This is a genomic window from Streptomyces sp. NPDC050619 (assembly GCF_040654815.1).
Lineage (GTDB): Bacteria > Actinomycetota > Actinomycetes > Streptomycetales > Streptomycetaceae > Streptomyces.
On the sequence record NZ_JBFAIR010000031.1, the window covers coordinates 1 to 25,034 of the forward strand.

Annotated in this window: 21 protein-coding genes, 1 tRNA gene and 3 pseudogenes; 11 read left to right on the plus strand and 14 right to left on the minus strand. The window is 67.8% G+C overall.

What is annotated here, in order from left to right:
* Positions 1-274 precede the first annotated feature (274 nt).
* From AB0I77_RS38120 to AB0I77_RS38140, 5 genes and pseudogenes are all read left to right on the plus strand, one after another.
* Entirely contained in the window at positions 275-403 is a 129-nt protein-coding gene (locus AB0I77_RS38120; RefSeq protein WP_363287385.1) for a transposase, read from the plus strand.
* Between the two features lie 178 nt (positions 404-581).
* A pseudogene (locus tag AB0I77_RS38125) lies at positions 582-860 on the plus strand (IS3 family transposase); the annotation flags it as partial.
* 112 nt (positions 861-972) lie between these two features.
* Entirely contained in the window at positions 973-1,323 is a 351-nt protein-coding gene (locus AB0I77_RS38130; protein WP_363287498.1) for a DDE-type integrase/transposase/recombinase, read from the plus strand.
* Positions 1,245-2,084, plus strand: a pseudogene (locus tag AB0I77_RS38135) (site-specific integrase); the annotation flags it as partial. The gene AB0I77_RS38130 and the pseudogene AB0I77_RS38135, both read left to right, overlap by 79 nt.
* Before the next feature lie 302 nt (positions 2,085-2,386).
* Positions 2,387-2,455 (plus strand): annotated as a pseudogene (locus AB0I77_RS38140) (GNAT family N-acetyltransferase); the annotation flags it as partial.
* Positions 2,456-2,729: 274 nt separating this feature from the next.
* On the opposite strand, the gene AB0I77_RS38145 reads toward AB0I77_RS38140, so the two are convergent.
* Positions 2,730-5,642: a hypothetical protein gene (locus AB0I77_RS38145; RefSeq protein ID WP_363287386.1), complete on the minus strand. Its 2,913-nt coding sequence runs from the start codon at positions 5,640-5,642 to the stop codon at positions 2,730-2,732.
* Between the two features lie 433 nt (positions 5,643-6,075).
* On the opposite strand from AB0I77_RS38145, the gene AB0I77_RS38150 reads away from it, so the two are divergent.
* The 5 genes from AB0I77_RS38150 to AB0I77_RS38170 all read left to right on the plus strand — a co-directional run bounded on the left by AB0I77_RS38150 (position 6,076) and on the right by AB0I77_RS38170 (position 12,444).
* Positions 6,076-7,674 (plus strand): AAA family ATPase, encoded by a 1,599-nt coding sequence (locus tag AB0I77_RS38150; protein WP_363287387.1) that lies wholly within the window; start codon positions 6,076-6,078, stop codon positions 7,672-7,674.
* A gap of 10 nt (positions 7,675-7,684) precedes the next feature.
* On the plus strand, positions 7,685-8,698 hold the full coding sequence (locus AB0I77_RS38155) for a UvrD-helicase domain-containing protein (RefSeq protein WP_363287388.1): 1,014 nt from the start codon (positions 7,685-7,687) through the stop codon (positions 8,696-8,698).
* An 84-nt stretch (positions 8,699-8,782) separates the two neighbouring features.
* Positions 8,783-10,162, plus strand: a complete 1,380-nt coding sequence (locus AB0I77_RS38160; RefSeq protein ID WP_363287389.1) for a hypothetical protein — start codon at positions 8,783-8,785, stop codon at positions 10,160-10,162.
* A 63-nt stretch (positions 10,163-10,225) separates the two neighbouring features.
* On the plus strand, positions 10,226-10,993 hold the full coding sequence (locus AB0I77_RS38165; protein WP_363287390.1) for an endonuclease domain-containing protein: 768 nt from the start codon (positions 10,226-10,228) through the stop codon (positions 10,991-10,993).
* Between the two features lie 203 nt (positions 10,994-11,196).
* Complete coding sequence (locus tag AB0I77_RS38170; protein ID WP_363287391.1) at positions 11,197-12,444, plus strand: site-specific integrase; 1,248 nt, start codon at positions 11,197-11,199, stop codon at positions 12,442-12,444.
* A gap of 106 nt (positions 12,445-12,550) precedes the next feature.
* On the opposite strand, the gene AB0I77_RS38175 is transcribed toward AB0I77_RS38170, so the two are convergent.
* The 12 genes from AB0I77_RS38175 to AB0I77_RS38230 form a co-directional block, all read right to left on the minus strand.
* Positions 12,551-12,624 (minus strand) — tRNA-Pro (locus AB0I77_RS38175).
* Positions 12,625-13,027: 403 nt separating this feature from the next.
* A complete protein-coding gene (locus AB0I77_RS38180; protein ID WP_363287392.1) occupies positions 13,028-13,387 on the minus strand; it encodes an MmcQ/YjbR family DNA-binding protein in 360 nt (119 codons plus the stop codon).
* A 30-nt stretch (positions 13,388-13,417) separates the two neighbouring features.
* Positions 13,418-14,005 carry a GNAT family N-acetyltransferase gene (locus tag AB0I77_RS38185; RefSeq protein WP_363287393.1) on the minus strand — a complete coding sequence of 196 codons (588 nt, stop codon included), beginning with the start codon at positions 14,003-14,005 and terminating at the stop codon, positions 13,418-13,420.
* Complete coding sequence (locus tag AB0I77_RS38190; protein WP_363287394.1) at positions 14,002-14,595, minus strand: XRE family transcriptional regulator; 594 nt, start codon at positions 14,593-14,595, stop codon at positions 14,002-14,004. Before AB0I77_RS38190 ends, AB0I77_RS38185 begins: the two co-directional genes overlap by 4 nt.
* Before the next feature lie 71 nt (positions 14,596-14,666).
* Positions 14,667-15,239 carry a GAF domain-containing protein gene (locus AB0I77_RS38195; RefSeq protein WP_363287395.1) on the minus strand — a complete coding sequence of 191 codons (573 nt, stop codon included), beginning with the start codon at positions 15,237-15,239 and terminating at the stop codon, positions 14,667-14,669.
* Between the two features lie 61 nt (positions 15,240-15,300).
* Complete coding sequence (locus AB0I77_RS38200; protein ID WP_363287396.1) at positions 15,301-15,900, minus strand: ATP/GTP-binding protein; 600 nt, start codon at positions 15,898-15,900, stop codon at positions 15,301-15,303.
* Positions 15,878-16,252 (minus strand): DUF742 domain-containing protein, encoded by a 375-nt coding sequence (locus tag AB0I77_RS38205; RefSeq protein ID WP_363287397.1) that lies wholly within the window; start codon positions 16,250-16,252, stop codon positions 15,878-15,880. Before AB0I77_RS38205 ends, AB0I77_RS38200 begins: the two co-directional genes overlap by 23 nt.
* A complete protein-coding gene (locus AB0I77_RS38210) occupies positions 16,249-16,683 on the minus strand; it encodes a roadblock/LC7 domain-containing protein (RefSeq protein ID WP_363287398.1) in 435 nt (144 codons plus the stop codon). Before AB0I77_RS38210 ends, AB0I77_RS38205 begins: the two co-directional genes overlap by 4 nt.
* A 74-nt stretch (positions 16,684-16,757) precedes the next feature.
* Positions 16,758-18,992 (minus strand): ATP-binding protein, encoded by a 2,235-nt coding sequence (locus tag AB0I77_RS38215; protein WP_363287399.1) that lies wholly within the window; start codon positions 18,990-18,992, stop codon positions 16,758-16,760.
* Between the two features lie 440 nt (positions 18,993-19,432).
* Entirely contained in the window at positions 19,433-19,963 is a 531-nt protein-coding gene (locus AB0I77_RS38220) for a cupin domain-containing protein (RefSeq protein ID WP_363287400.1), read from the minus strand.
* Complete coding sequence (locus AB0I77_RS38225; RefSeq protein ID WP_363287401.1) at positions 19,938-21,200, minus strand: phosphotransferase; 1,263 nt, start codon at positions 21,198-21,200, stop codon at positions 19,938-19,940. Before AB0I77_RS38225 ends, AB0I77_RS38220 begins: the two co-directional genes overlap by 26 nt.
* Positions 21,197-22,201 carry a C-terminal binding protein gene (locus AB0I77_RS38230; protein ID WP_363287402.1) on the minus strand — a complete coding sequence of 335 codons (1,005 nt, stop codon included), beginning with the start codon at positions 22,199-22,201 and terminating at the stop codon, positions 21,197-21,199. Before AB0I77_RS38230 ends, AB0I77_RS38225 begins: the two co-directional genes overlap by 4 nt.
* 558 nt (positions 22,202-22,759) lie before the next feature.
* Here AB0I77_RS38230 and AB0I77_RS38235 point away from each other — a divergent pair.
* Positions 22,760-24,028: an MFS transporter gene (locus AB0I77_RS38235; protein WP_363287403.1), complete on the plus strand. Its 1,269-nt coding sequence runs from the start codon at positions 22,760-22,762 to the stop codon at positions 24,026-24,028.
* Between the two features lie 136 nt (positions 24,029-24,164).
* Here the strand turns inward: AB0I77_RS38235 and AB0I77_RS38240 are convergent, their stop codons facing one another.
* On the minus strand, positions 24,165-24,983 hold the full coding sequence (locus AB0I77_RS38240) for a fumarylacetoacetate hydrolase family protein (protein ID WP_363287404.1): 819 nt from the start codon (positions 24,981-24,983) through the stop codon (positions 24,165-24,167).
* Positions 24,984-25,034: the final 51 nt, after the last annotated feature.

Below are 25,034 nucleotides of genomic sequence, written 5' to 3' on the forward strand. Positions count from 1 at the left end.
CCCATGCCGGTCGCCCTCAATGTCTCCGTGCCCGTCAGCCGTATGAACAACGCCGACCAGCGCCGCATCAGCGCCGTGCTGCGGGACCTCGCCGAAGAGGCGGTCGAAGTGCTGCACTGAGCCTGGGGACAGACCCCAGGGACTTCTTCTGGGCCGGCGAGGTCACCTGTGCGCCACTCCCCCGAAGCCGCCGCACCTACGAGTGAGCTGTGTTGGGATTTGTGGAGTCCCTGATGCCAGGTTACGGTCCTGGCGAAGGAGAACCACCAGCACCATGGCAGCACCCCGTAAATACCCGGACGAGCTCCGCGAGCGCGCCATCCGCGAGGTCCGCGCCACCGGTCGGCCGATCGCCCACGTCGCGAAGGACCTCGGCATCCGCAAAGAGGCCCTGCGCGGCTGAGTCCGCCAGCCCGAGGCCGACAGCGGCGAGCGTGACAACCGGCTCACCACCGCCGAGCGCGAGGAACTCAAGCAACTCCGCAAGGAGAACGCTGAGTTGAAGCGGGCGAACGAGATCCTCAAAGCCGCCAGCGGGTTTTTGCCCAGGAGATCGACCGTCCCCGGACGAGGCCGAGCAGGTGATCGACCACCTGCGTGAAAAGGGTCTCGGGGTCGATCCCGTCTGCCGGGAACTGGGCCTGCCGCCGTCGACGTACTTCGCCCGCAACAAGCGGCCGAAGTCGGCCCGCCGGCTCCGCGACGAACAGCTCATGCCGCTCATCGAGGAGATCCACGCCGAGTCCGGCGGCACCTACGGGGCCCGCAGGATCACTCGCGCCCTCAGGCGCAAGGGCGTGGACGTTGCCCGCTCCACCGTCGAACGGCTGATGGCCGAGCTGGACATCGAGGGCGTGATCCGTGGGCAGCGGCGCCGTACCGCTATCCCGGAGCCGTCAGCGCCACGGCCGCCGGGACCTGGTCGACCGCGATTTCACTACATCGCGTCCGGACCAGCTTTGGGTGGCGGACATGACGTACGTCCGCACCTGGTCGGGCTGGGTATATGTGGCGTTCGTCCTGGACGTGTACTCCAGGATGATCGTCGGCTGCCAGGTCGCGAGCCACATGCGAACCGAACTCCCCCTGGATGCACTGGAGATGGCGTTGTGGAGACGCCGTGTCAAAATCCCGCCAGCCCACCGGCACTGCGCCGTCCGCCTTCGCCGGAGCGCCGGATCTGGACCGCGGACCAGGCGGTCCGCTTCCTCCGACACTGCCACCAGGCCGACCCGGACATGGCCGACCTGTTCGAGTTCCTCTTCGGCACCAGCCTGCGCAAAGGCGAAGCCCTCGGCCTGCACTGGGACGACGTCCACCTGACCGAAAGGGTGCTGTACGTGCGGTGCACGCTCTCCGCGATCGACAACAACCGGCTCGTCATCACCCCGCCCAAGACCCGCTCCAGCAAGAACTGGGTGGCCATCTCACCCCGCGTCGCCGCCACCCTCCGACGCCGAGCCCGATCCAAGAATCGCGCCCACAGGCGCCCGGGCGATCCGTTCGCCGGACTCGTCTTCTGCCGCCTCGACGGCCGACCTCTGCGGCCCAGCGCCGTCCTCGACCGGCTCCGGCACCTGTCCGAAGAAGCCGGAGTCCCCCGGGTAACCGTTCACGACCTGCGCCACCTGGCCGCCACCCTCACCATCACCGCCGGTGTGCCGCTCACCGTGGTTTCCAAGACCCTGCGCCACTCCACCCTGTCCACCACGGCCAACATCTACAGCCACCTCACCCGGCAAGCCGCCCGCGAAGCCGTCGACACCATCGAACACACCCTCACCCGGGCCGAACAGAAGACCGACCGGCAGTCCCGGCAGACGCGACTGCGATCACCGCGCGACCACATCCAACCACTCCGCGAAGCCCTCAACCGGCTCCGCTCCCCGCCCCGCCCGGCTTCCGTGCCACCGCGAACCGGCCCCAACCCCGGGCCGCGACCACAGTGCGACCACCAGCCCTCCAGACACACGAAAAACCGCCCTCCCGCAAACGAGAGAACGGCCTCCGACCTGCATCAAAGCTGGTCGGGACGACAGGATTTGAACCTGCGACCCCTTGACCCCCAGTTGGGTGCTCTATGAGCGGCGTGCGATGGGTCATTCTTCGAGGTCAGCATCCAGCGTACTCGGCCGAGTAAAGGAGTCTATTCACTCTGGCCTCCGCCGGACAGCCTCGTCGAGTCACGCACCGCCTTCCACTGATCGATGGGAGCCGCTACAAACTCTGGCGCTTCCATCGTCGCGCCTCAGCTGGGAGCGGGCAAGTGAACATATGTGCGCCTCGGCTCTCAGTCAGCGACGCCCAACTTCTCTTGCGGACTCGAAGCAGGCCATGCATGACGAACTCCCAGAGAAGGAACGGTACTTGGCCACGCTGACGGCCCTACAGGTCGTGGGGGTACGAGGACACCGGGCAGAGCCAGCCATCACCGGCCTCGCCGATTCTCACCGTGACGATGGACAGGACGGGGCACTCGCCGCCTGAGTGTCCGCGTCGCTGCTCCAGTAGGCCACATGCCATGTGGGGGGCCGAGCAGCGGCGCAGCCCGCTGCGGGTCCTCGAGGCGTTCGCAGACGCGGCAGCCCATCGCGATGGCCGAGGAACGGTGTTGCCAGAGCATTGTCCGCGGTCTTGAAGACCGCAACGACGTCAAAGGTGATCCCGGAGGATTCACATCCAGCCTCGATCGCGCCAGCAAGGCATTCCCGAGCAACCCCAGCAGCAGGTCAGTCCGCGCCGCCCGCAATCTGCCCATCGGCTTCCAAACCATACTTACGCAAGCGATCGCCTTCGTCCTGACGCCCTAGTTCCTTCAACAGATCCACCATCTCGGCGATAGCAAACGGTTCTCCCGCCAAGATTGCCTTCCTGTACCAGGAAAGAGCCTCATCGCCGTTGGCTTGTCGCGCAGTGAGGAATGCCGTGAGATGGAGCGCCGATGTGTGGCCTTGCTTGGCGAGTTTCTTCGCGCGCGACACCGCCTCGTCAGCTCGACCGAGCTGTTCAGAAAGCCCTGCCATGCGCCAGAGGGCGAAGACATGTCCTTGCTCAGCCAAGGAGCCCAGCCAACGTAGCGCCTCGTCCTCGCGCCCCTCCGCGACCAGCAGCTCCGCGGCGGTGTGAAGCACTGCCATGTCCACACGCCTCTCGGGCTCCAGACACCAGCGCAGCGCGTCGTCAGAACGCTCTGCCTCCATTAGGATTTCGAGATATGCGGCCGAGGCGAATGGCCGGCCAGCCGTCGCGAATGGCTCCAACCACGTTGCAGCTTGCTCCAGTCCTTCACACTTCACGGCCAGTTCCGCTCCGACACCGAAGGCCATGTCGTGGCCAGCGTCAGCCGCACGCTTGAAGGATGAGAGCGCCTCGGCCGAACGACCAGCCTGAGCAAGTGTGTTGGCCGTGACCATCAGGTCACTGGCCCCTTCTTGAGCCAGCTCGTTCAGCCAAGCAAGGGCCCTATCAGGACCATCGGTGTTCCACACCATGCCTACGGACTGCCGGATCGCGAGTGCGTCGCCAGAAAGTGCTGCTCGCCGGTAGAACTCAAGTGCCTCTGTTAGTTGGCCGTTCTCCTGAAGCTTCTCACCGGCTTCGCGGGCGGCAGCGGCGTCACCGCGGTCGGCGAGTCCGCCGAGCCACGAGATTGCCTCATCCGTACTGCGCGAGTCGGCTGTCAGCTCGAGAACCCAGGAGAGCGCGAGCTCATCTATTCCTTCGGCCAGTCGTGTCAGCTGGTCGACTACTTCATCCTTCTGGCCGAAAGCCTCCGACAGCTCGACCAGGTTCGCGTAGGCGTCCTCGTCCCCAGCTTCGACTGCGCGCTGATACCAGCGCAAGGCTTCCTGGTGCTGCTCGGCTCGTTCCATCAGATCGCCCGCGAGCCAGGCAGTGTCTTCGATACCCGCGGCGTCGGCACGCAGATGGAGTTGGAACGAGTATCGAAAGAGACCGCGGTTTCGGGCTTCCCACGCCAAGCCCGCAAGATCATCCATCTCTGCATGTTCGGGAAGCGCACTCCAGAGCGAAGCCGCAGCAGGCTCGGTCGCCCGACTCGACCGTCCATGGTGATCGAGATAGTCGGCAAGACGAAGATGGGGTTCCGCATGAACTACCTGACCGGGACGGGGGCGCACCAGGCTGAGAGGACTGGTCGCGCCGCGGCAGGGCTGTTGAAGCACGGAGAGGGTTTGGTCGAACCAACCCTCACTCAGGGCAGACCATTCGTCATCGGTGAGATAGCCGACGGCAGCCAGTTCCAACAGCGTTCGAGGCAGTGCTCCACTGCATCCGATCCGGCGGGCATCCATTGCTGCATGGATCACGGCCTGCGCGGGGGCCGGGGCAGTCGTATAGCGCTCCATGAGAGCGAAAGCGGCAGAGAGGTACTGGACAATCCGTCCGTCGCCGACTCGGTCAAGTGCCTCTGCCAACCGCCGGTCCTCGTGTGCTGCTCTGCCTGCTTCCAGCAGAGCTGGCTCATCGAACGAACGGGGGACGAGGACACTGTGGCCGGCAAGCAGCAGGCGGGCTTCTCGGTGCCCATCCGGTGCGCCCGAAGCGGGCGGCAGGGTAAGCCTTTCCCAGTGCTCCGGCCAGGCTGTTCCCAAGACCACGACCGGGCCCCGGGTGGGATCCTTAAGTAGCTCCCTCAGCGCCGCGGCCACCTGCTCGCCCAGTTGAGGCGACGCCAGGTAGGGCTCGATTTCGTCGAGCCAGACCACCGTCCGCGGCCCGACGCACGGCATGCCATTTAGGAGTGCCTCCGCTGGGCTTGGAGCAATCGGATACCAGAGTCGCCAGTCGCCCGGTAGCGCCTGGATAGCCTCCCAGCATGCTCGTGTCTTGCCCGTGGAAGAGTCGCCAACAAGTACGGCCAGAGCGCTCTGTTCGGCAGCAGCCCGTGCGACGAGCTGGTCCACCCGCACATCGTGTTCGCGGCTGATGTAGGCCGGCAGCGGGGGCAGCCGGTCACCGGGATCCCTCTCTTCGGCCTCGATGACACGGTGCACCTCAAGAGCGAACGGATCGGTGAAGTCCCGGATCGGGGAGCCCACCACGGTATGGGTGTGCTGCGTGCCGAAATCCGGACCGTCTGCGCAGAACCCATCCGCCGTCGCCCGCCCAAAGAAGCGGTCAACCAAGGCACGTTGCGGGAAGAGCAGGTCCGAAAGCTGCTGCCGGCCCCAGAGTTCAATGTCGAGTGGGTGATAGTCCCTACGCAGTTGATGGAGCCGATCCTCCACCGCAGTGTCACCGGTATAGGCAGTGGTGACCAGCACGAAGCGAGTAGCGTCGAAGGGGCGGGTTCCTTCGACATACATCCGAACCGCATCCGAGAGGGCATCAGCGGTGAAACTCTGCCAGCGCTTGGCCTGATAGACGGTCAAGCTGCCATCCTCGAAGTACCCCACGACATCGATGCCGTGCTGCTTCTGCCCGTTCCTGCCGTACAACCTGGACCGGACCGCACCCTCAACTTCACGGGCCAGCGCCACAATCAGACGCTCGAGGCTCTCCCAGGACAACTGCTCCACCTGAAGGAGCAACGGGGCTGTCACCGTCAGCGGCGGAGGGAGATCTGGAGGTGGATCCACAAGCCTGTGACTAGCATCGATCTCTTCCCAGAGTTGTTCCACGCCCTCTTCCCCCGAGTCGGCTGCGGGAATCGGCTCGGAGGGATCGCGCTGCGGGTCCGTCGTCATACGGTCATGATGCATTCCGCCACTGAGGCTATTTCAACCTCCGTTTGAGCAGGCCAGGTGGAGGGTGGGGATGGCCTGCTCAAACGGAGGTTGAAAGCGGGTCTGCCCCAAGCGCCGGCGGCTCCGATGACTCCTCCGCCTAGCGCTCCGCGTTGGGGTCTGACTCTGCCTCCGCCGACTTGTCGAACAAAGGGGCCATGCTGGCCAGTTCGGTCGCTTCCCGTCGGAGGGTGATACGCCTGCTACGCTCCTGAGCCCCGGCTGCACCGGTAGGTATGTATGACAACTACCGTGACTGCTACACACCTTAGGCCCGCAGAGATCGCCGGGTGATCATAAAATAGGGCATATGTAACACGGGGGCGACGTGCTCACCAAGATCGTCGTTAAGAACTACCGGACGTTTCGAGACTTCACTCTTGAGTTCGATCCGAAGATGAACATCTTGGTCGGCGACAACGACCGAGGGAAGTCCACGCTCCTCGAAGCGATCGGCCTGGCCCTGACGGGTCGGATCCGAGGCCGGCTCCTGGCCCAAGAGCTGTCGCCGTACCTGTTCAACAAGGAAGTCGTCGACGAGTACACCCAGGCTCTGCGTGACGGTCTTGAGGCCAAGCCACCCGAGGTCATCATCGACCTGTTCCTCGACGGCAAGACCGCGCCGGCCACCTTGAAAGGGATGAACAACCTCCTCAAGAGCGACGAGCCGGGTGTCCGCATCCGGGTGATGCTGAACCCGGACTACGAGGCGGAGTACCGGGAGTTCGTGCAAGATCCGTTGCAGGTCCGCCTGGTGCCGACCGAGTACTACAAGGTCGACTGGCTCGACTTTGCGGGCAACGGCATCACCTTCCACCGCATTCCAGCCACGGCCTCCCTGATCGACGCCACCAACATCCATCTTCAGAGCGGCGTCGACTACTACCTCAACGGCATCATCAGCTCGCACCTGGAGGCCAGCGAGCGTGTTGAGCTGGCCCGCGCGTACCGGAGCCTGCGCGAGAACTTCGCCGACGATGAAGCCATCGTCAAGATCAACGAGAAGTTGCGTGGGGCCCAAGGTGAGGTCAGCGACCGTGAGTTGACCCTGAGCATCGACGTTTCCCAGAAGACCAACTGGGAGAGCAACATCGTGCCCCACCTCGACGAGCTGCCGTTCCAGTTTGTCGGCAAGGGGGAGCAGAACACCCTAAAGATCCTGCTGGCGTTGAACAAGCAGGTAGAGGACGCGCACATCGTCCTGGTCGAGGAGCCCGAGAACCACCTGTCGTTCCCGAACCTGGGCAAGCTGATCCGCAAGATCAGCACCAAGTGCGAGGACAAGCAGGTCTTCATCACCACCCACAGCTCCTACGTGCTCAACAAGCTCGGTCTGGAGAACCTCGTCCTGCTGTCCGCCGAGCAGGGCTTCCGCCTGTCGAGCTTGCTGGCCGACACCCAGGACTACTTCCGCAAGCTGTCGGGCTACGACACCCTGCGGGTCGTCCTGGCCCGCCGCTCGATCCTGGTCGAGGGCCCGTCGGACGAGCTCGTCATCCAGCGCGCCTACCTCGATGTCCACGGCTGCCTGCCCGCCGAGGACGGTGTCGACGTGATCAACATCCGCGGGCTGTCCTTCAAGCGGTTCCTCGACATCGCGTCGCTGCTGGAGCACAACCAGGTCGCGGTCGTCACCGACAACGACGGCAAGGACGCCGCGGAGGTGGAGGTGAGGTATGCCAGCTTCGGCGGCTTCCCCAACATCTCGGTGCACGTGGGTGACGACAAGGACTTCCCAACATTGGAACCGCAGTTGCTCAAGGCGAACGGGCGCGCCGCGCTCAACGCCATCTTGGGAACGACCTTCACCACGGACGACGAACTGCTTGCGTACATGAAGGCGCGCAAGACCACCGTCGCGTTGGCCATCTTCGAGTCCGCCGAGTCCGTCACGATGCCGGGGTACATTGCCGATGCCGTCGCATAACAACCTCGCCGTGTTGGCGGCGGCCGGCTCCCGCAAGACGCAGCACATCGTGGACTGTGTCCTCAGTGACCCGAGCCGGCGGGTGCTCGTGACCACTTACACGACCGAGAACATGAACCAGCTGGTCGATCGGCTGAGCACCGGCACCGGGCTGCTGCCGAAGCACGTCACGGTCATGACCTGGTTCACGTTTCTGCTGAACCAGTGCGCTCGCCCGTACCAGAGCGCCGTCCTCGACGACGTGGGCGTGATGCGCGGACTGAACTTCGTCGGCGAGCGCAGCAGGTTCATCCCCAAAACGAACGTCAAGAAGTACTACCTCGACTCCAACGGCGACATGTTCCGTGACGCCGTGGCTGCCTTCGCCTACGAGGCCGATCAGCGTAGTGGCGGCAAGGTCGTAGGCCGGCTGACCGAGATCTACGACCACATCTACATCGACGAGGTCCAGGACCTCGCCGGCTACGACCTCGACGTCCTCGACCTGCTGCTCACGTCGCCCATCGCGATGACGATGGTGGGGGATCCGCGCCAAGCCACCTTCGCAACCAACAACGCGACCAAGAACAAGCGGTACAAGGGCAGCGGCATCGCTGACTGGCTGGACGAGCGCAAGGACATCTGCGAGATCGAGCACCGGCTTGAAAGCTATCGCTGCAACCAGGAGATCTGCGACTTCGCCGACGACCTCTTCCCGGACTTGCCGAGAACGATCTCCAAGAACACCGAGAGCACCGGTCATGACGGCGTCTCCACCATCACGCCGGCCAAGGTAGCGGCATATGTCGAGAGGTACGACCCGGTCGTGCTGCGCTGGGACAGGCGAACCAAGACCCAGGGTCTCGAAGCGATGAACTTCGGTCAGTCGAAGGGATGCACCTTCGATCGGGTGCTGATCTTTCCGACCCAGCCGATCACCAAATACTACAAGAATCGAGAGTCTGAGCTGACTGATGGCAGTCGCTTCAAGCTGTACGTCGCCGTGACACGAGCTCGCTACAGCGTGACCTTCGTGATCCCCTAACGGTCGCTCGCGCCCGCCAGCCGCACTCGGTAGAAACCTAGAAAAACCGTCGCGTCAAGATAGGTGGATCGCCACACTGGCGAGGTGAAACTGTTCGACGCCGACTACTACGATCCCGACGAGGTGCTGGCGCACCCGCGACATCAGGAGATGCAGCCTGTCCTGGCCACGCTCATCCAGCAGCTGCGGGACTGTACGACGGAAGAGGCCGGTGTCGCCTTCCAGCGGGATCTGCTAACCCGGCTGCTGGAGGTGGAGAAGGATCGCAAGGAGCTCAAGCGCGCCGCAGACCGGATGCGGAAGAGGAAGTCGCCGCATTTGGAGGCCCCCGAGCCGCGGTCGGGCCGTGACCTCGGCAACATGGAGACCTGGCGGTTCGAGCACGACGTGTGTGAGCGGCTGGCTCGCCAACTGCGTTCGGTAGGCGACGCGTTGGCCTGGCGTGTCTTCGGCTTCCACCGCCCGTTCATTCTCGCCCTGTGCCGCAACGACCCACCGGGCCCGATGTACGGCAAGGCCGGACTGCAGGCCGAGCTTGATCGTGTCGAGGAAGTCTTCAAGGAGAATGGCTCCTTCGCTCTCCTGCATGACCTGACCAACTGCCTGCGCATCGGCGACGTCACTGTTTGGGATGGAGCCAATCCACCATGCACCGAAGAGATCAAGACGAACCCGGAGGTGCGCAAGAGCGCCCAGATCCGACGGATCAACCAGGCCAGGGCGGCGGTGCTGGAAGGCGGTCCGCTGCCGGGGAGTAACGCCTCAGAGCTCCTGCATGACCTGGACCTGCCACTGCGCACACACCTAGACGTATTGCGCGATGCCCTGGAGCAAGCTGCGACCGAAGGCATCCACGCTACTGCCGTGCCCGGCAGCCGAGCCCTGTACGTCGTCGACCAATACGGATGTGTTCAGCAGGGCCTATCCTCCGCACAGTTCAACGAGCGACTTCAGCAGGCCGTGGGTGCCGCGCTAGAGAACGCGGGCATCGCCGCCAGCCGAGAGGACCACAACGTCCACTTCACCAGCATGGACAGCACGGCCCGCAATCCGCTACGGGTGCCATGGGCGAACTATCCGTTGCACCCCGTGGTCTGCGCCCGGTTGATCGGCGACTACGCCGCGATGACCGTTGAGACCTCCGGACCAGCCCTTGCCGACCTGCTACGGGTCGTCGGCCTCGATGCTCACTGGGTTCGTCCGCCAGGGAAGGCCAACCTTAAGCCGGGAGACGTCGTCATGGAGATCCATCACCAGGAGCAGTTCCGTGCCGTGTCCCTGCCCGGAGGCCTGACAATGACCCCGGGCTGGACGTTGCAGATGGGCCGCTCCGAACTGGATCGCTACATGATCGAGCTTGTCCAGCCGGGCTCGTGGATTGCTGGCATGAAGCACCTGCTTGCCGCGCGTCGGGGTGGGCAGCCCTGGCCGCACTACCGCAACGAGCACGAGGTCTGGGTCTAGGCCAAGGTGCTGCTGCCAGGAGGCGGGCTTCCCGACCTTCAATGTTCATGTCACCGTGGGATCATGACGGCCGACTTACCGGTTCGAATCGTCGATGGACGCGTCGTCACCAACCCTGGCATCGGGCCCGTGGCGATGTTGTGGCTCCCGTTACATGGCGAGGTCATCGCCAAGATCCCGCCTCGGAAGGGCAACCGCGGCTGGCTGCACGAGACGGTAGGCATCCGTTCTCCGAAGCTCGACGATGACCGGTGGAAACTGCCGCGGAGCTGTCTGGTGCGGTTGGTGACGGCTGCGATCGACCGGTACGGGTACATCGTGCTTTGGCGAGACATGTCGAAGCTTTCGCAGTGCACCAGAGCATGTCTAGAGGCCACGGGCGTTGAATGTCAGTGTTCGTGCCTCGGAGCACACCACGGCCAGGATGCTGCCGGCTGGTTCGAGCGGGTCGGGGATGCGGTGGTGGCCGAGCAAGGCGAATACACCCGCACCGGGGTCGTCTATGGTCCGCGGGGCAGTGACTCGAACGCCTCCGTGTACGACGGTGAACTGGCGGGTGAGCGCTACCGCGTCGATCCCCCCGGCCGACGGAAATGGCCGACCGCGGCGCGGTTCATGTGCGCGAGCTGCATGACGGCACAGGCGAGCGTGTGGGACCACTGCCACACGCACGGCTTTGTACGAGCGCCGCTATGCAACCGCTGTAACACGCGCTACTGGCGGGGGTGGCGCCCGCAGCACGGCCGAGCCACGCACGGCCGCAACTTCGACGATAGCTATTACCGTTGGTGTCCCGAGCATGCTAACCAGTGGAGACGGTGCAGCGCGTAGATCTCAACCTGCTGCATGGGGCCAAAGAATTGAGACGCTGCGCTACCCAAAGGGGTTACTGCTGCTCAGCCGTGGCGGCGCGTGTCTCGTGACGGCGAGGTGATGGCACCCGCCCTCGTACGCCATGATCCGCCAGCTAACGCGCCGGAGGGCGACGCCGTCACCGTGGAGTCAACGCACTCCCCCCTCTGGAGGTGGGCATCATGGCTCCTCGCTCCCCTGAGCGCGGTCGTCTCTACCGACGCTGCGGTTGCCGTCGACCCGACGGCCGGCAGTTCGGCGCGGCCTGTCCGAAGCTCAAGGGCCGTTCCCGGCACGGCTCGTGGGCCTTCGCCGTCGACCTGCCGTCCGTCGATGGCAGACGAATGCCGCACTGCCGCAGCGGCTTTCCCACCCGCAAGGCCGCTCACGCCGCCCTGGAGCACGCCCTGACGTGCGAGCGTACGGGCCTGTACGGCGAAGCGGACCTCACCCTTGCCACCTTCCTGAGCGAGTGGATCCGCACCAAGGAGGAGTCACTCAGGCCCACCACGTTCGTCCGCTACCGCGACTACGTCCGTGCCGACCTCATTCCGTCCTTCGGACGCCTCGCCATCCAGGACCTGCGGCCGCGGCACATCGTCGCCTGGCAGGAGGCGGAGCTCGCCCGCGGCCGGGGGCGCACCACCGTGTACCGGATCGGCGCCACCCTCTCCAGCGCCGTCGGCTCCGCGGTGCGCGCCCGTCTGATCGCGGACAATCCGTGCCGGCACGCGATGCTGCCGCGGCCCGCGGCCCAGGAGCGGATCTGCTGGAACCCCACCCAGGCGGCCGCGTTCCTGCGGCACAACCACACCCACTACGGCGACCAACTGGCCGACCTGTTCGAGCTGCTTCTGGGTACCGGTATGCGCCGTGGCGAGGCCCTCGGCCTGCACTGGACGGATGTCCACCTGCCGGAGAAGACGCTGCTGGTGCGGTGGAATCTCACGGCCGTCAACAACAACCGGCTCTACCTGGGCCAACCGAAAACCAAGGCGAGCCGGAACTGGGTGAGCCTGTCCCCGCGCGTCGCTGCCGCACTCAAGCGCCAGGCCACCGTCGCTCGGGCCGGCCAGCCCCCCGGCACCCCCTTGGCGGGCCTGGTGTTCTGCCAGCCGGACGGCTCCCCTCTGCGCCCGCAGGGCATCCTGACCGAGCTGCGCCGGCGCTCCGAGGAGCTAAGCCTGCCCCGGATCGGCGTCCACGACCTGCGCCACACCGCCGCCACCATCATGATCAGCTCACGGGTCCCGCTAGCCGTGGTCTCCAAGACCCTGCGCCACTCGACGCTGTCCACCACCGTCAACCTCTACGGCCACCTGCTCCCCCACGCCGCCCGCGACGCCGTCACCGCCATCGACAAGGCCCTCACCCGCGCCGACCGCAAACACCACCAGACCGCTACGGCGTCAGAAGACCGGGCGGCTTGAGACCGGCCGCCGAGGCGGTCACCGGATGCCATCACGCCGCCATCACGTGTCACCCGAACGCATCCAGCGGGCCTGCCATCGTCGGCAAACCCGCTGGTGAACACCGTCGGGACGACAGGATTTGAACCTGCGACCCCTTGACCCCCAGTCAAGTGCGCTACCAAGCTGCGCCACGTCCCGATGCCTGTCTGACCTGGGGTTTCCCCTGGCCCAACATGCATGGAAACAATACCGCACTCGGGTTGATGGTCGCGCACTCCTTTATCCGGGAGCGAGGGTGATGAAGCAGGTAAACGTCGGCGGGTGGGCGAGCGCGGAAAGGCGCCTTCGGGCACGCGCCCGCGGGTCCCTGCATCCCGTACGTACTGCCACCCACCCAGGCTCCACACAGCCCTGCCCCCGGGCCACGGTCAGCTCATCACCCCCTGGCCCCCCGACGCGCCCGCTCACATCCCCTCGGGTCCGCCTACGCCGTCGGCACGTCAACGCGCGCCAGGTCGCGTATCACGGGCACGAAGCCCTCCCCCTCCACTCCGACCCCGATCCCGATCCCGATCCCGATCCCCTCAGTCTCCGAGGAAATTCAGTCCGCGGTCGGCAGCCCCAACTCGGGGTGGGCGTCAAGCAGTCGGGGCGGGGCAGCTTGGCGCCAGGAGTCGGCGAGGATGGCACGCAGTTCGCCCTCGTCCTCCAGGGCGGCGAGGCGGGCTCTCACCCAGGCGAACTGCGCCTCATGGTCGGCGATCCAGAATTTCTCCGGTTCGGCCAGCACCAGTTCGTCGCGCTCCTCCTTGGGGCAGCGCACGGCGATGGAGGTCTCGTCCTCGGGCAGTGTGGCGAACATCTTCCCCGCGACTCGGAACGTGGGCATGCTCCAGGCGATCTTCTCCGTCGTGTCCGGCAACGACAGGGCGATTCGGCGTACGTCTTCGGCATCCGGCATGACAGGCACCGTAGCTCCTGCCACTGACAATCACCTGGTGGGAGCGTCCGCCACAGGCACGGCGGCCGCCTCGCCCGCACCCCTCCCCACGCGTTTGTAGTAGAGCGTCGTCGGCCGCAGTGCCCCGGCCGGGTTCGCCGCATAGTCGGGGATCACGCCGGCCCGGGTCCAGCCGGCCGTGCGGTAGAGGTGCTCGGCCGGGCTGTCGGTCTCGGTGTCCAGGTGCAGGAGGGTGATGCCCGCCCCGACCGCCGCTTCCTCGGCGACGGTCAGGAGTCTGCGGCCGAGACCCTGCCCACGGGCGTCCCGGTGCACCATCAGCTTGGCGAGTTCGGCGCGGTGGCGGCCGGCCGGTTTGTCGGGGAAGGCCAGACTGACGGTGCCGAGGGTCCGGCCCGCGTCGCGCGCCGCCCACACGGCGAGTTGTCCCGCGGCCACCGCGGCGGCGCGCTCCTTCCACCAGGCGACGGCCGCCGCGCGGTCGAGCGGCGCGAGGAATCCGACCGAGGCGCCGCCGTCCACGGTGTCGACCAGCAGGTCGGCCAACTCCTCCACATTCGCGGACAGTTGAGCCTCGTCCAGTCGGATCGGACGGGCCGGGCGGATCAGCGGTGTCACGGCAGCACCACCGCCAGCGCATACCGCGCCTCGCCCGGACCGGCGCACCGGAACCGCGTCGGGCCCCACACCCGCATCCGCAGGCAGTCCCCGGCGTCGAGGTGGTGCGCGATGTCCTGTGCCGTCACCTCGAGCGCTCCCGCCAGCACCCAGATGTGCTGTTCCAGGCCGGGCAGGGGCGGCCGGTCGTACGCGATGTCGGCGCCGGCCGCGAGCCGCCCCTCGACGAGTTCGCCGCGCAGCCCCGAGTGCGGCGGTGAGACGGACCGTCGTACGAACCCGGAGGCGCGGTCCTCCCACACCGGCTGCTCGGCGGAGCGCACCAGCAGCGCCGGCTCGGCCTCGATCTCGCTGAGCAGCTGGGACATGGTCCGTCCGTAGACGTGGCACAGCCGGTTCAGGAGCGAGGCGGTGGGGCTGATCTCCGCCCGCTCGGCCCGGGACAGGGTCGACCGGCTCACTCCGCTGCGCTCCGCCAACTCTCCGAGGGTCCAGCCGCGTTCGGCCCGCAGTTCGGCGAGGCGGGCGCCGAGCCGGGTGTCGACGGGGTCCGGGTCGGGTGCGACGACCTCAGCAATACCTTGTCTCATATCAGGGATGCTATCCCAGAAATGACACATGAGAGCCAGGCGGGCCGCTGACGGGATGACCTGCCAGGGAGTCAGATGCCAAGTCCGTCCTCACGCCGCTCCAGCCCTACGGCGAGCTCCGCGGCGGCCGACTTGATGGCCTCCAGCCCGGGCCTGCCCCAGGGCCGAGGCTCGACGTCGGCGACACACACCGTGCCCAGCACCATCCCCGCGCTGTCGACGAGCGGTGCGCCCAGGTAGGAGCGGATGCCGAACTCGTCGACGATCGGGTTGCCCGCGAACCGCGGATAGTCGCGGACGTCCTCCAGCACCAGCGCCTTGCGCCGGACCACCACATACGGGCAGAACCCGTGGTCGCGCTCCAGGTGGCGGCCCAGTTCCGGTGTGCTGTCGTCCGTGTTCACTCGGGGTTTGACGTCCGGGACGCGCAGGCCCGCGAAGAACTGCCGGTGCTCGCCGATGAAGTTGACCATGGCGTACGGCGCCCCGGTGTGCTGGGCGAGCCGGGCCGCGAAGGCGTCGAGGGCGGGCTCCGGATGTTCTCCCAGACCCAGCCGGGCCAGCCGCTGCGTGCGGAAGGGGGCCTCCTTGTCCTCGGGGGTGAGCAGCAGTCGACCGGCCGGGCGAGGCAGGTCGTAGCTCATGGGTGGGCTCCGTCGCTGTGGACGTAGGACATATGAGGCTCCGTGGCGGGGTGTGCGGGGGTCACATGTGGGCGCCGTGGCTGGGCGCGGTGGCCGGGGTGTGGGCGAGGAGGTGCCGTACGAGGGTGAGCAGGGTCTGGACTCCCGAACTGGAGATCCGGGCGTCGCATCGGACGACGGGGATCTCGGGGTCGAGGTCGATGGCGGCGCGGACCTCCTCGGGGTCGTAGCGGTACGAGCCGTCGAACTCGTTGATCGCCACGATGAAGCCGAGGCCGCGCTGTTCGAAGAAGTCGACGGCCGCGAAGCAGTCCTCCAGACGTCGGGTGTCGGCGAGGATGACCGCGCCGAGCGCGCCCTCGGACAGTTCGTCCCACATGAACCAGAACCGCTCCTGTCCGGGCGTGCCGAACAGGTACAGGACATGTTCCTGGTCGAGGGTGATGCGGCCGAAGTCCATGGCCACCGTCGTCTCGACCTTGTTCTCGATCCCGTCGAGGTTGTCGGTCGCGGCGCTGACCGTGGTGAGCAGTTCCTCCGTGCTCAGGGGAGCGATCTCGCTGACCGCGCCCACGAAGGTCGTCTTGCCTGCTCCGAATCCTCCCGCCACCAGGATCTTGAGTGCGGTGGGGAAGGGGTCAGAGCTGTCGTCGTAGTCCATCGAGCACTGCCTCCAGAAGGGCCCGGTCTGTCGGGTTGTGGGTGAACTCGGGTGGCTTGGTGGTCAGCGCCCCGCAGTCGACGAGGTCCGACAGCAGCACCTTGGTGACCACCGCCGGCAGCTTCAGGTGGGCGGCGACCTCGGCGACCGAGACGGGCGCACGGCACATGTCGAGCACCTCCGTGTGCTCGGGGCCGAGGTAGCCGACGGGGGTGGCTCCGGTGGCCATCACGTGCGACAGGAGGTCGAGCGCGATGGTCGGCCGGGTGCGGCCGTTGCTGACCGTGAAGGGGCGCACCAGCCGTCCGGCCGCTTCGTCGAGCCAGGGCCCGTCGCCGGCCGCCGCCCTCAAGGCCTCATCGCCGTGGGTTCGACGGTGTGCTGCCGGGGTGCGGTGACCAGGTAGGGGCGGACGCTCTTGACCAGCATCGCCATCTCGTAGCCGAGCACCGCCGCGTCGGCCTCGCGGCCGGCCAGGACGGCGAGACAGGTGCCGGACCCGGCGGTGGTGACGAACAGCAGGGTCGAATCGAGTTCGACGACGACCTGGCGGACGTCGCCGCCGTCGCCGAAGCGGACACCGGCGCTGCGGCCGAGGGAGTAGAGGCCGGAGGCCAGGGCGGCCATGTGGTCGGCGCTGTCGGGGTCGAGGCCGTGGACCGATTTCACGAGCCCGTCGCTGGAGAGGAGGACCGCGCTGCTGGTGTGCGGTACGCGCTGCACGAGGCCGCTCATCAGCCAGTCGAGATCGGATACATGGCCGGTCGGCGCTTCGCTCGCCATGGTGGATCGACTCCTTGAGGTACGAAGGTCTACGGGAGCGCTGGGGATGGGGGTGGGGGTGTACGCGGGGGTGGTCATCCGGCCGATGTGCTCCCGTCGTGCCGGGTGGGGTGGTCGAGATCGAGACCGGGCACGCCGCCTCGAACACCGCGCGCCTCGGTGACGCGGCCCCGGTCCGTGGGCCGCGCGTCCATGCGCGATGTGTCCATGCGCGATGTGTCCATGCGCGATGTGTCCATGGACGAAACATCCATGGAGGGCGGGGTGGCCATGTCTGTGCCGTCCATGTGGCGCGAATCCAGGGGCGCCGCCTCCGACGGCGGCACTGCCGTGTGTACGGGGTCCATGTGGGCCGACGCCATGTGCGTGGACCCCAGGTGGATGGCCGCCGTGGGAGTCGTCGGCTCGCCGAGCGCGGTCGTCTCCATCTGCTGCTGGGCCTCGGCGAGGCCGACTCCGCGTTGGAAGGCCGCCATCAGGCCCGGGTCGTGGCCGGCCAGGTACTCGGTGTCCTGGCGCGGCGCCGGGCCGTCGCGCAGCTGGGGCGCGATGTGCTCCTGGGCCCGGCGCCGGGGCAGCCGGGGCTTGCCCATGGTGCCGCGCACGGCGCCGACGCGCGGAACGGGCGGCGTGGCCGTGTTCTCCGCGACGAGCCGCCGGTCGTCGGGCCTGATGCCGGGCACGGCCTCCGCCGGGGTGGACCGCTCCTCGTGGGCACCGCGCACGGGCAGCGGCGGCGGTCCGCTGCCGTTCGACTTCACCGGCGTGGTCCGCGCGGTCACTTGCTGACGGGAAGGCTCGGTCTGCTGCGGACGTGGCACGGCATACGGCTGGGAGGCCGGCCCGGACGATCCGGATGGCCCAGCGGGCGACCCATACGGCCCGGACGGCAAGGCGGACGCGGCGGACGAGGGTGCGGAGGGTGCGGGCGGCGGGACCCGGTGCACACCCTCGGGCCGACGCTGCCCGAGCTGCTGTGCCGCCCCGGCCGGGCCTCCCGTACCCGCCGAACCTGCCACGCCCCCCGGACCTGCCGCACTCGCCGATCCCGCCGCACCCGCCGCCCCGTCCGGCGGCTGCGGTACGGCTCCGGGGGTGCCCGGCACCGTACCCAGCAGCGCCTGGGGCACCACGAGTACGGCCTGCACTCCGCCGTAGATGTTGGTCTGGAGCCGGACGTGGATGCCGTGCCGCTTGGCTAGCTGCGAGACGACGAACAGTCCGATGCGGCCGTCCGCCAGCAGGCTGGCGACGTTGACCTGGTCGGGATCGGCGAGCAGGGCGTTCATCCGGCTCTGCTCGCCGACGGGCATGCCGAGTCCGCGGTCCTCGACCTCGACGGCGAGCCCGGAGGTGACGAGGTTGGCGCGCAGCAGCACCTGGGTGTGCGGGGCGGAGAACACCGTGGCGTTCTCGACGAGTTCGGCCAGCAGGTGGATCACGTCGGCGACGGCATGGCCGCGCAGCTGTCCGTCGATCGGCGGGACGAGCTTGACCCGTGAATACTGCTCGACCTCGGCGATGGCCGAGCGCAGGACCTCGGTCATGGAGACGGGATTGCTCCACTGACGGCGGGAGACAGCGCCGCCGAGCACGGCGAGGTTCTCGGCGTGGCGGCGGATGCGGGTGGCGAGGTGGTCGACGTGGAAGAGGCCCTTGAGGAGGTCAGGGTCCTCGATCTCGTTCTCCAGCTCGTCGAGGATCGAGATCTCGCGGTGCACCAGCGACTGAAGTCGCCGGGCGAGGTTGAGGAAGACCTCCAGTTTCTGTTCGCTGCCCGCCTGGCTGGAGAGCTGGGCGGCCTGGACGACGGCGGTGACGGCGACGTCGTGAGCGCGGGCCAGGTCGGCGGCGAGCAGTTCGAAGTCGTCGGCCTCGTCGGCGGGGCCGCCGCGCGGCTTGCGCTGGGGCGGGCTCTCGCCGCGGCGCAGCGCCTCGACCAGGGCCCGCAGGTCGGCCTCGCCGCGCGCGCCGGCGCGCCGCAGGGCGCCGATGCGGTCGCTCACCGACCGGGCGGCGCGGTCGGCGGCCACGGCGGCGATCAGGATGGCCGCGCAGGTCACCGAGACCGCGCCGGTGAGTACACCCCAAAGAGTGAGGCTGGGCCGGACCCCGGTGGAGCGGACGATGAACAGCACTGCGGCACAGGCGCTGAGGGCGACGGCGACGGGCGGCAGCATGGCAAGACGCAGCAGCTGCGGCCGTATGTGGGTCTCGGGCAGCGCGGGAACGGCGCGGGCGGCCGGCCGACCGTGCCGCCCGCCCTCACGGCGGTCTGCGCGGGCGGCCGGTGCGCGGAGGTGAGACATCGGTGTCCTCGTCGTACGGGTCCGTCGGTCGGGGCCTTGGATCGCGCGTCTGCGCGTCTTGGGCATGCGCCATCACGATGTCGGCCGACGGAGCCGAAGAAATCGCCCCTGCGTCGCCCGACGGACACTCACAGTAGTCGGCAACGCAACATGTGCGGTGGGCAGTTGACAAAGTTGCACGGGCAGCGTCCCGCTCTGGTATGAGGCCTCGTACGACAGACCGACAAACTTCTCGGGGGTGCGTCACCGAAAAATAAAAGGACGATCGGACCTGGTCAGAAGCGGTCACGAAAAGACGGCGAGGGCCAGGGGGTCTCTCGCTCCCCGGCCCTCGCCGTCCACTGTTTTCTTCGCCCGCGACGAGCCCGCCGGCCCGCTTCCCAGGGTCGAGGCGGCCTCGACCGGACCCCTCGGAATGTCACTGGCCGTAACTCGGCCCCTCAGCAGTCGACCTCGGCGCCGATGAGCACGAAGGCCATGGTCACCGGCCGGTCACTGCGATTGCGCCAGCCGTGGCGGGTGCCGTTCTGGATCACGATGTCCCCTGTCGCGAGCGGAGTGCACCGACCGTCGTCGAGTTCGAGGACGACCTCCCCCTGCAGCACGATGCCGTAGTCGACGGTCGGCGTGGTGTGCATGCCGTCGGGCTCCATGAGCTCCGCGAGGCCGGGCGAATCGGCCCGCTGTTCGCGGTCGTAGGCGACGGGATCGAACGCCGGGTCGGCCATCGCGCTGTCGGGAGGCAGGGTGAGAACGATGAAACGCGTGCCGCCGGGCGCCGGGAGCAGGCTGGAGAGCTTCGGCGTGGGATCCTCCCCGGTCCGGCTCACGGGCCTGCCGGGTTCGGTGGCCCACGGAACGGTGGACACCCAGCCGGGCAGACTGGTGAATTCACGAGTTCGGGGGACGGGGCCGTCGCTGACGACCACCGACTTCCCCCTCTCGTCATGGCCGGTGACGACCCTGCGCATGTCTGTCTCCTCGCGCTGAAGTGTGTCCCTCGAGGGCGGTCCGCCAGGCGTCCAGTACGTCCTCCACGGTGGGTGCGAACGCGCGGAGCAGGGCCGACGCCGTGGTGCGCACGATCAGCCTGTGCCGTTCGTCGGTGAGGTACTCCACGGGGGACTTGCCGTCCACACGCGCGAGCAGCAGCGAGGCGACCCGCGCCTCCAGGCCCGCACGCGGCTCCCAGTCGGCGTGCCGGAAGTACTCCGCGGCCAGCACCTGGGCGGACTCCAGGAGTTCGGCGCGGCGCCCGGGCACCACCAGGCTCTTGAGGATCAGATGGTTGAGGCAGAAGGCCAGGTCGAAGGCCGGGTCGCCGTACCAGGCGCACTCGGCGTCCAGGAGCACCGGGTGGGACGGTCCGACGAGGATGTTCTTGGGGCTGACATCGCCGTGCACCAGGGCCAGGTGGGTGCCGGCCGTGCGGTCGGCGAGAGCCACGAGGACGTCGCGCAGACCGGGGTGTGCGGCCGCGGTGGCCAGCAGGTACGGCTCGATGCGCAGGGCGTGGAAGTTCTCGTCGGTGGCGAACTCCTCGGCCAGGGCCGGGTCGCCCGCACTCGCCGCGTGCAGCGCGCCGAGCACCTCTCCCACGGATGCGGCGGTCGTCGTATCCACCTCGCCGCGCAGCAGTTGCGTCTTCCACACGGCGTAGCGCTCGGGCGGCAGGTACGCCATGGCGAAGAGGCCGGCCTCGGGGTCGTGGGCCAGCAGCGCGGGCACGCTGTCCGGCCGGTGCCGCGTCGCGAACCGCATCCACGCCCACTCGTAGGCATTGCGCGACACCGGCGCCTGCCAGTCGACCGCGACCCGCAGCTTGGCCAGCGCCCGCTTGACGCACAGGGAGCGTCCCGGCAGATCCACCCGCCACAGATCGGACGAGACACCACCGGCCAACGGCGTCCACCTCGCCGCCTCGCCGGGCGCGACCAGCTCATGGGCCAGCAGGAAGTCCGTCAGCGCGGGCTCGGGTACGGGGCCGGCCTGCTCTGGACCGGGTACGGGATCGGCCGAAACCAGTCCAGGTACGGGGCCAGCCGACTCCGGCCCAGGTACGGGAACGGCCGACTCCAGCCCAGGTACGGGAACGGCCGACTCCAGCCCAGGTACGGGAGCGGCCAGCTCCGACCCACCTACAGAACCGGCCGACTCGGTCTCCAGGGCGTCCGGCTCGGGCGTACCAGGCGCCGGGCTCGGACTCATCGCCGTACTCCCGACCCGGCCGGGACCCCGTGCGGGCTGTTGCATGCGTGGGCCGGCGCCTCGTCGCCCAGCACCCGGACGACCTCCTCGGCGGCACGGCGGCGCAGCTCCGTGACCGACGCGTCGGAGGAGAAGGCGACGTGGGGGGTGAGGAGCGCACCCGGGTGAGCCGACAGCGCGGCGGGGACCTGCGGCTCGGTCTCCAGTACGTCGAGGGCGGCTCCGTCCAGCCGTCCGCCGTGCAGCGCCTCGATCACGGCGTCGGTGTCCACCAGGCCGCCCCGGCTGACGTTGACCAGCAGCCCGCCCGGCGGCATCAGTGCGAGTTGCGCGGCGCCGATGAGGTGGTGGGTGTCCTTGGTCAGGGGCACGTGCAGGATCACCACGTCGCTACGGCGCAGCAGCTCCTCCAGTCCCACCGGCTCGATCCCCGGAGCGTCCTGGGGCGGGAACGGGTCGTGCACCAGGATCCGGCAACCGAAGGCGCCCAGCTTGCGCGCGGTGGCCCGCCCGATCCGCCCGTATCCGACGACGCCGCAGGTCAGCGTCGACAGTCGGCGCAGCCGGGCCCCGGCGGGATCCCAGCTGCCCGAGCGGACCTCCCGGTCGTACCGGGCCAGCCCTCGCGTCCAGGCCAGCACCATGCCCACGGCGTGGTCCGAGACCTCCTCGACGCAGTAGTCCGGCACGTTGGTGACCCAGACGCCGCGCTCGGTGGCGGCCTCCACGGCGATGTTGTCGAGGCCGACCCCGAGCCTGGCCACGATCCGCAGGTCCGGCGAGGTCGTGATCGCGGCGGCGGAGACGGGCGCCCAGCACGTGAGAATTCCGGCGGGCCGGTGTTCGGCGACCAGTTTCTCGACGGACTCGGCGGTCGTGGGATCGGCCGGGCCGGTCACCAGAGTCAGCCCCGCTTCCTCGATGACCGATCGCTCGACGCTGTCGTCGGGCCAGGCGTAGTCGGTGAGCAGCACAGTGCCCGGGCGGCTCGGTGGTGTCATGGCAGTTCGTCCTCGCAGAATCGTGTGGCTCGCAGCGGACGGGCGGGGCATCTCGCCGGGTCTCGTCCGGTCATTCCGCCGTGGGTGGGGTGGACGGTACGCCTCTGGCACCGCACACAGGATGCCGGGGCGCATCGAAGTCAAGCGTCACAGCCACGTTGTGCTAACGATAGCATTCAGCGCTTCCAGCACGTCAAGAGGCGGGAGCCAGCCTTTCCTTCCGAGGAGAAATCCGCTCCCCGCATCTTGACGCACCGGGAACTTCGCCTCATGGTTTTGCCAGCCCCGGATCGTGCCGTCGATGGATGACCGCACAAGGTCCGGTTGCCGAAGACGCCGCAGCCACGGACGTCCGACGGGCGATATACGGCTGGAATTCCCGCGCGCCAAATCGGCCGCCGCAGCCGCAGCCCTCCCTGCCACACGGCGGCCCCACCGCGATCGCCGCCCCGTCCGTGTTCAGCTCACCGCTCCTCGCCATCCCCCCGCAACATGCAACGCACGTACGGCGAGATATCCGCCGCGGCCTGCCGCGGCCCTTTTCCCCTGGGAGCCGCCATGAATCACGCAGCGCAATTCGACATGAGCACCGCGCCCGCACAGGACGCGAAGGAAAGCAGCCCGGCCCCGCTCACCCCCGTCATGGTCGGGGTAGGCTTCCTGGTGCTGACCCTGTCCTACATGGTCAACGCGATGGACCGGCAGGTCTTCCCGCCCCTGCTGCCGAACATCCGCCAGGAGTACGGGTTCTCGCTGGAGCAGGGCGGGCTGCTGGCGACGAACTTCACCCTCGGCATGGCCCTGGCCGGACTGCCGGCGGGCTACCTCCTGGACCGTTTCCGGCGCAAGAACGTCCTGCTGGTCAGCATCGTGATCTACTCCCTGGGCACGATGCTCACCCCGCTGGCGTCCGGCTTCGCCGACATGACCGCCTACAGGGTGCTCTCAGGGTTCGGAGAGGGCATGCAGTCCGCCGCCATCTTCGCGGCGATCGGCGCGTACTTCGCCCACCGACGGAGCCTCGCCTTCGGCATCATCGGCGTGGGCTACTCCCTCGGCGTGTTCGTCAGTCCGCCGATCGGCGTCCGGCTGATGAACGCGCACGGCACCTGGCACACGCCCTTCTACCTGTTCGGCACAGCCGGACTGCTGATCGCGGCCATCGCCGTGTTCGCCGTGAAAACCGGTCTGACCGAGCGCTCCGTCGACAAGGCCGTCTCGACCGGGACGTACGACCACATGCCCGCCTCCGCCTACAACCGCAACACCCTCGCGCTGGCCGTCCGCTCGGTCGTCAGCGGGGTGGCCATCTACGGGTTCATCGGCCTCTACCCGACGTTCCTCATCACCAGCCTGCACTTCGAGCCCGCGCAGGCCGCACTGGCCATGAGCTTCCTCGGCTTCGGCGGCATGCTGGCCCTTCTCGGCGGCTGGCTCGGCGACCGCGTCGACCAGCGCACCATGCTGATCGTGAGCCTGCTGGGCTGCTGCGTCATCAGCGCGTGCATCTACCAGTTGCAGGGCGGAGTCGGCTGGCAGTGCCTGCTCGCCTTCTTCATGGGCGTCTTCGGCCTGGGCTTCCTCTATCCCAACACCAACAGCGCGATGCAGCGGGCCGTCCGCCCCGAACAGATCGGACGGGCCTCCGGCCTGTTCGTCACCAGCTACTACGGGACGGCGGCGTTCTCGGGCCTGATCTTCGCCGCCCTGGTGGACAGTTTCGGCTGGCGCCAGGCCGGGCTGCTCCAGGTCACGCTCCTCCCGCTGGCCGGGGTCGCCGCACTGGCCTTCGTCCGCACCTCGCAGTTCAACGACGCGGTCCGGTAGAGCCGGACCGGTCAGCCGGACCGGTCAGCCGGACCGGTCAGCCGGACCGGTCAGCAAAACGTCGGCCGTGCCGAACCGTCAGTGGACCGGTTCGGCACGGACGACGGGCGTCTCACCGGCACGGCCGACGGGCGTGTCAATTGCCTTCGGCCACCACGGGATTCCGCAGTACGCCGATGCCCTCGATCTCGATCTCGACCTCGTCCCCGGGACGGATCGGTCCGACGCCGGACGGGGTCCCCGTCATGATCGCGTCGCCGGGCAGCAGCGTGAGATAGCGGCTGAGGTAACTGATGATCTCGGGCACGGTCAGCAGTAGGTCAGCGGTGCTCGCCGACTGTTTCACGGTCCCGTTCACCCGTGTCGTCAGCGACAGCCGCGACGGGTCGAGGTCCGTGGCGATGACCGGCCCCAGGGGCGCGAACGTGTCCTGCCCCTTGCCGATCAGGAGCGTCCCGAAGGCGCTTTCCCTCCGCTGGATGACGCGGTCGCTGACGTCGTTCCCGCAGGTATAGCCGAGGATGTATTCGTGAGCCTCGGAAGCCTTCACACCGCGGGCTTCCTTGCCTATGACGACGACCAACTCGCCTTCGAAATGGACCAGTTCGCCATCGGCCGGATACACGATGCTCTCCCCCGGCCCTATGACAGCCGTGCTCGGCTTCATGAAGAGCACGGGAACCTCCGGAACCTCACGGTCGGTCTCGTCGATGTGTGAGACGTAGTTGTAGGCGAACCCGAAGACTCGGGGCCGGTCCAGCGGAGACAGAATGGTCACGTCGCCGGCCTTGTCGACCTCGCCCGTGGGGCGCATTCCCGAGAAGGGATCACCCTCGCATCGGGCGATTTCGGCGCCTGAGGCCTCGAGTTCTCCGTAGCAATGCACGCCATCGACGGAATACCTGACGATCCGCACGGACACCTCCGCAATTTCGGCAGCCGCGGGCGACTGCACAGCCCTATCAGCAGTGCTAACGTTAGCATGCAGGTGGAAGGCCACCGCCGT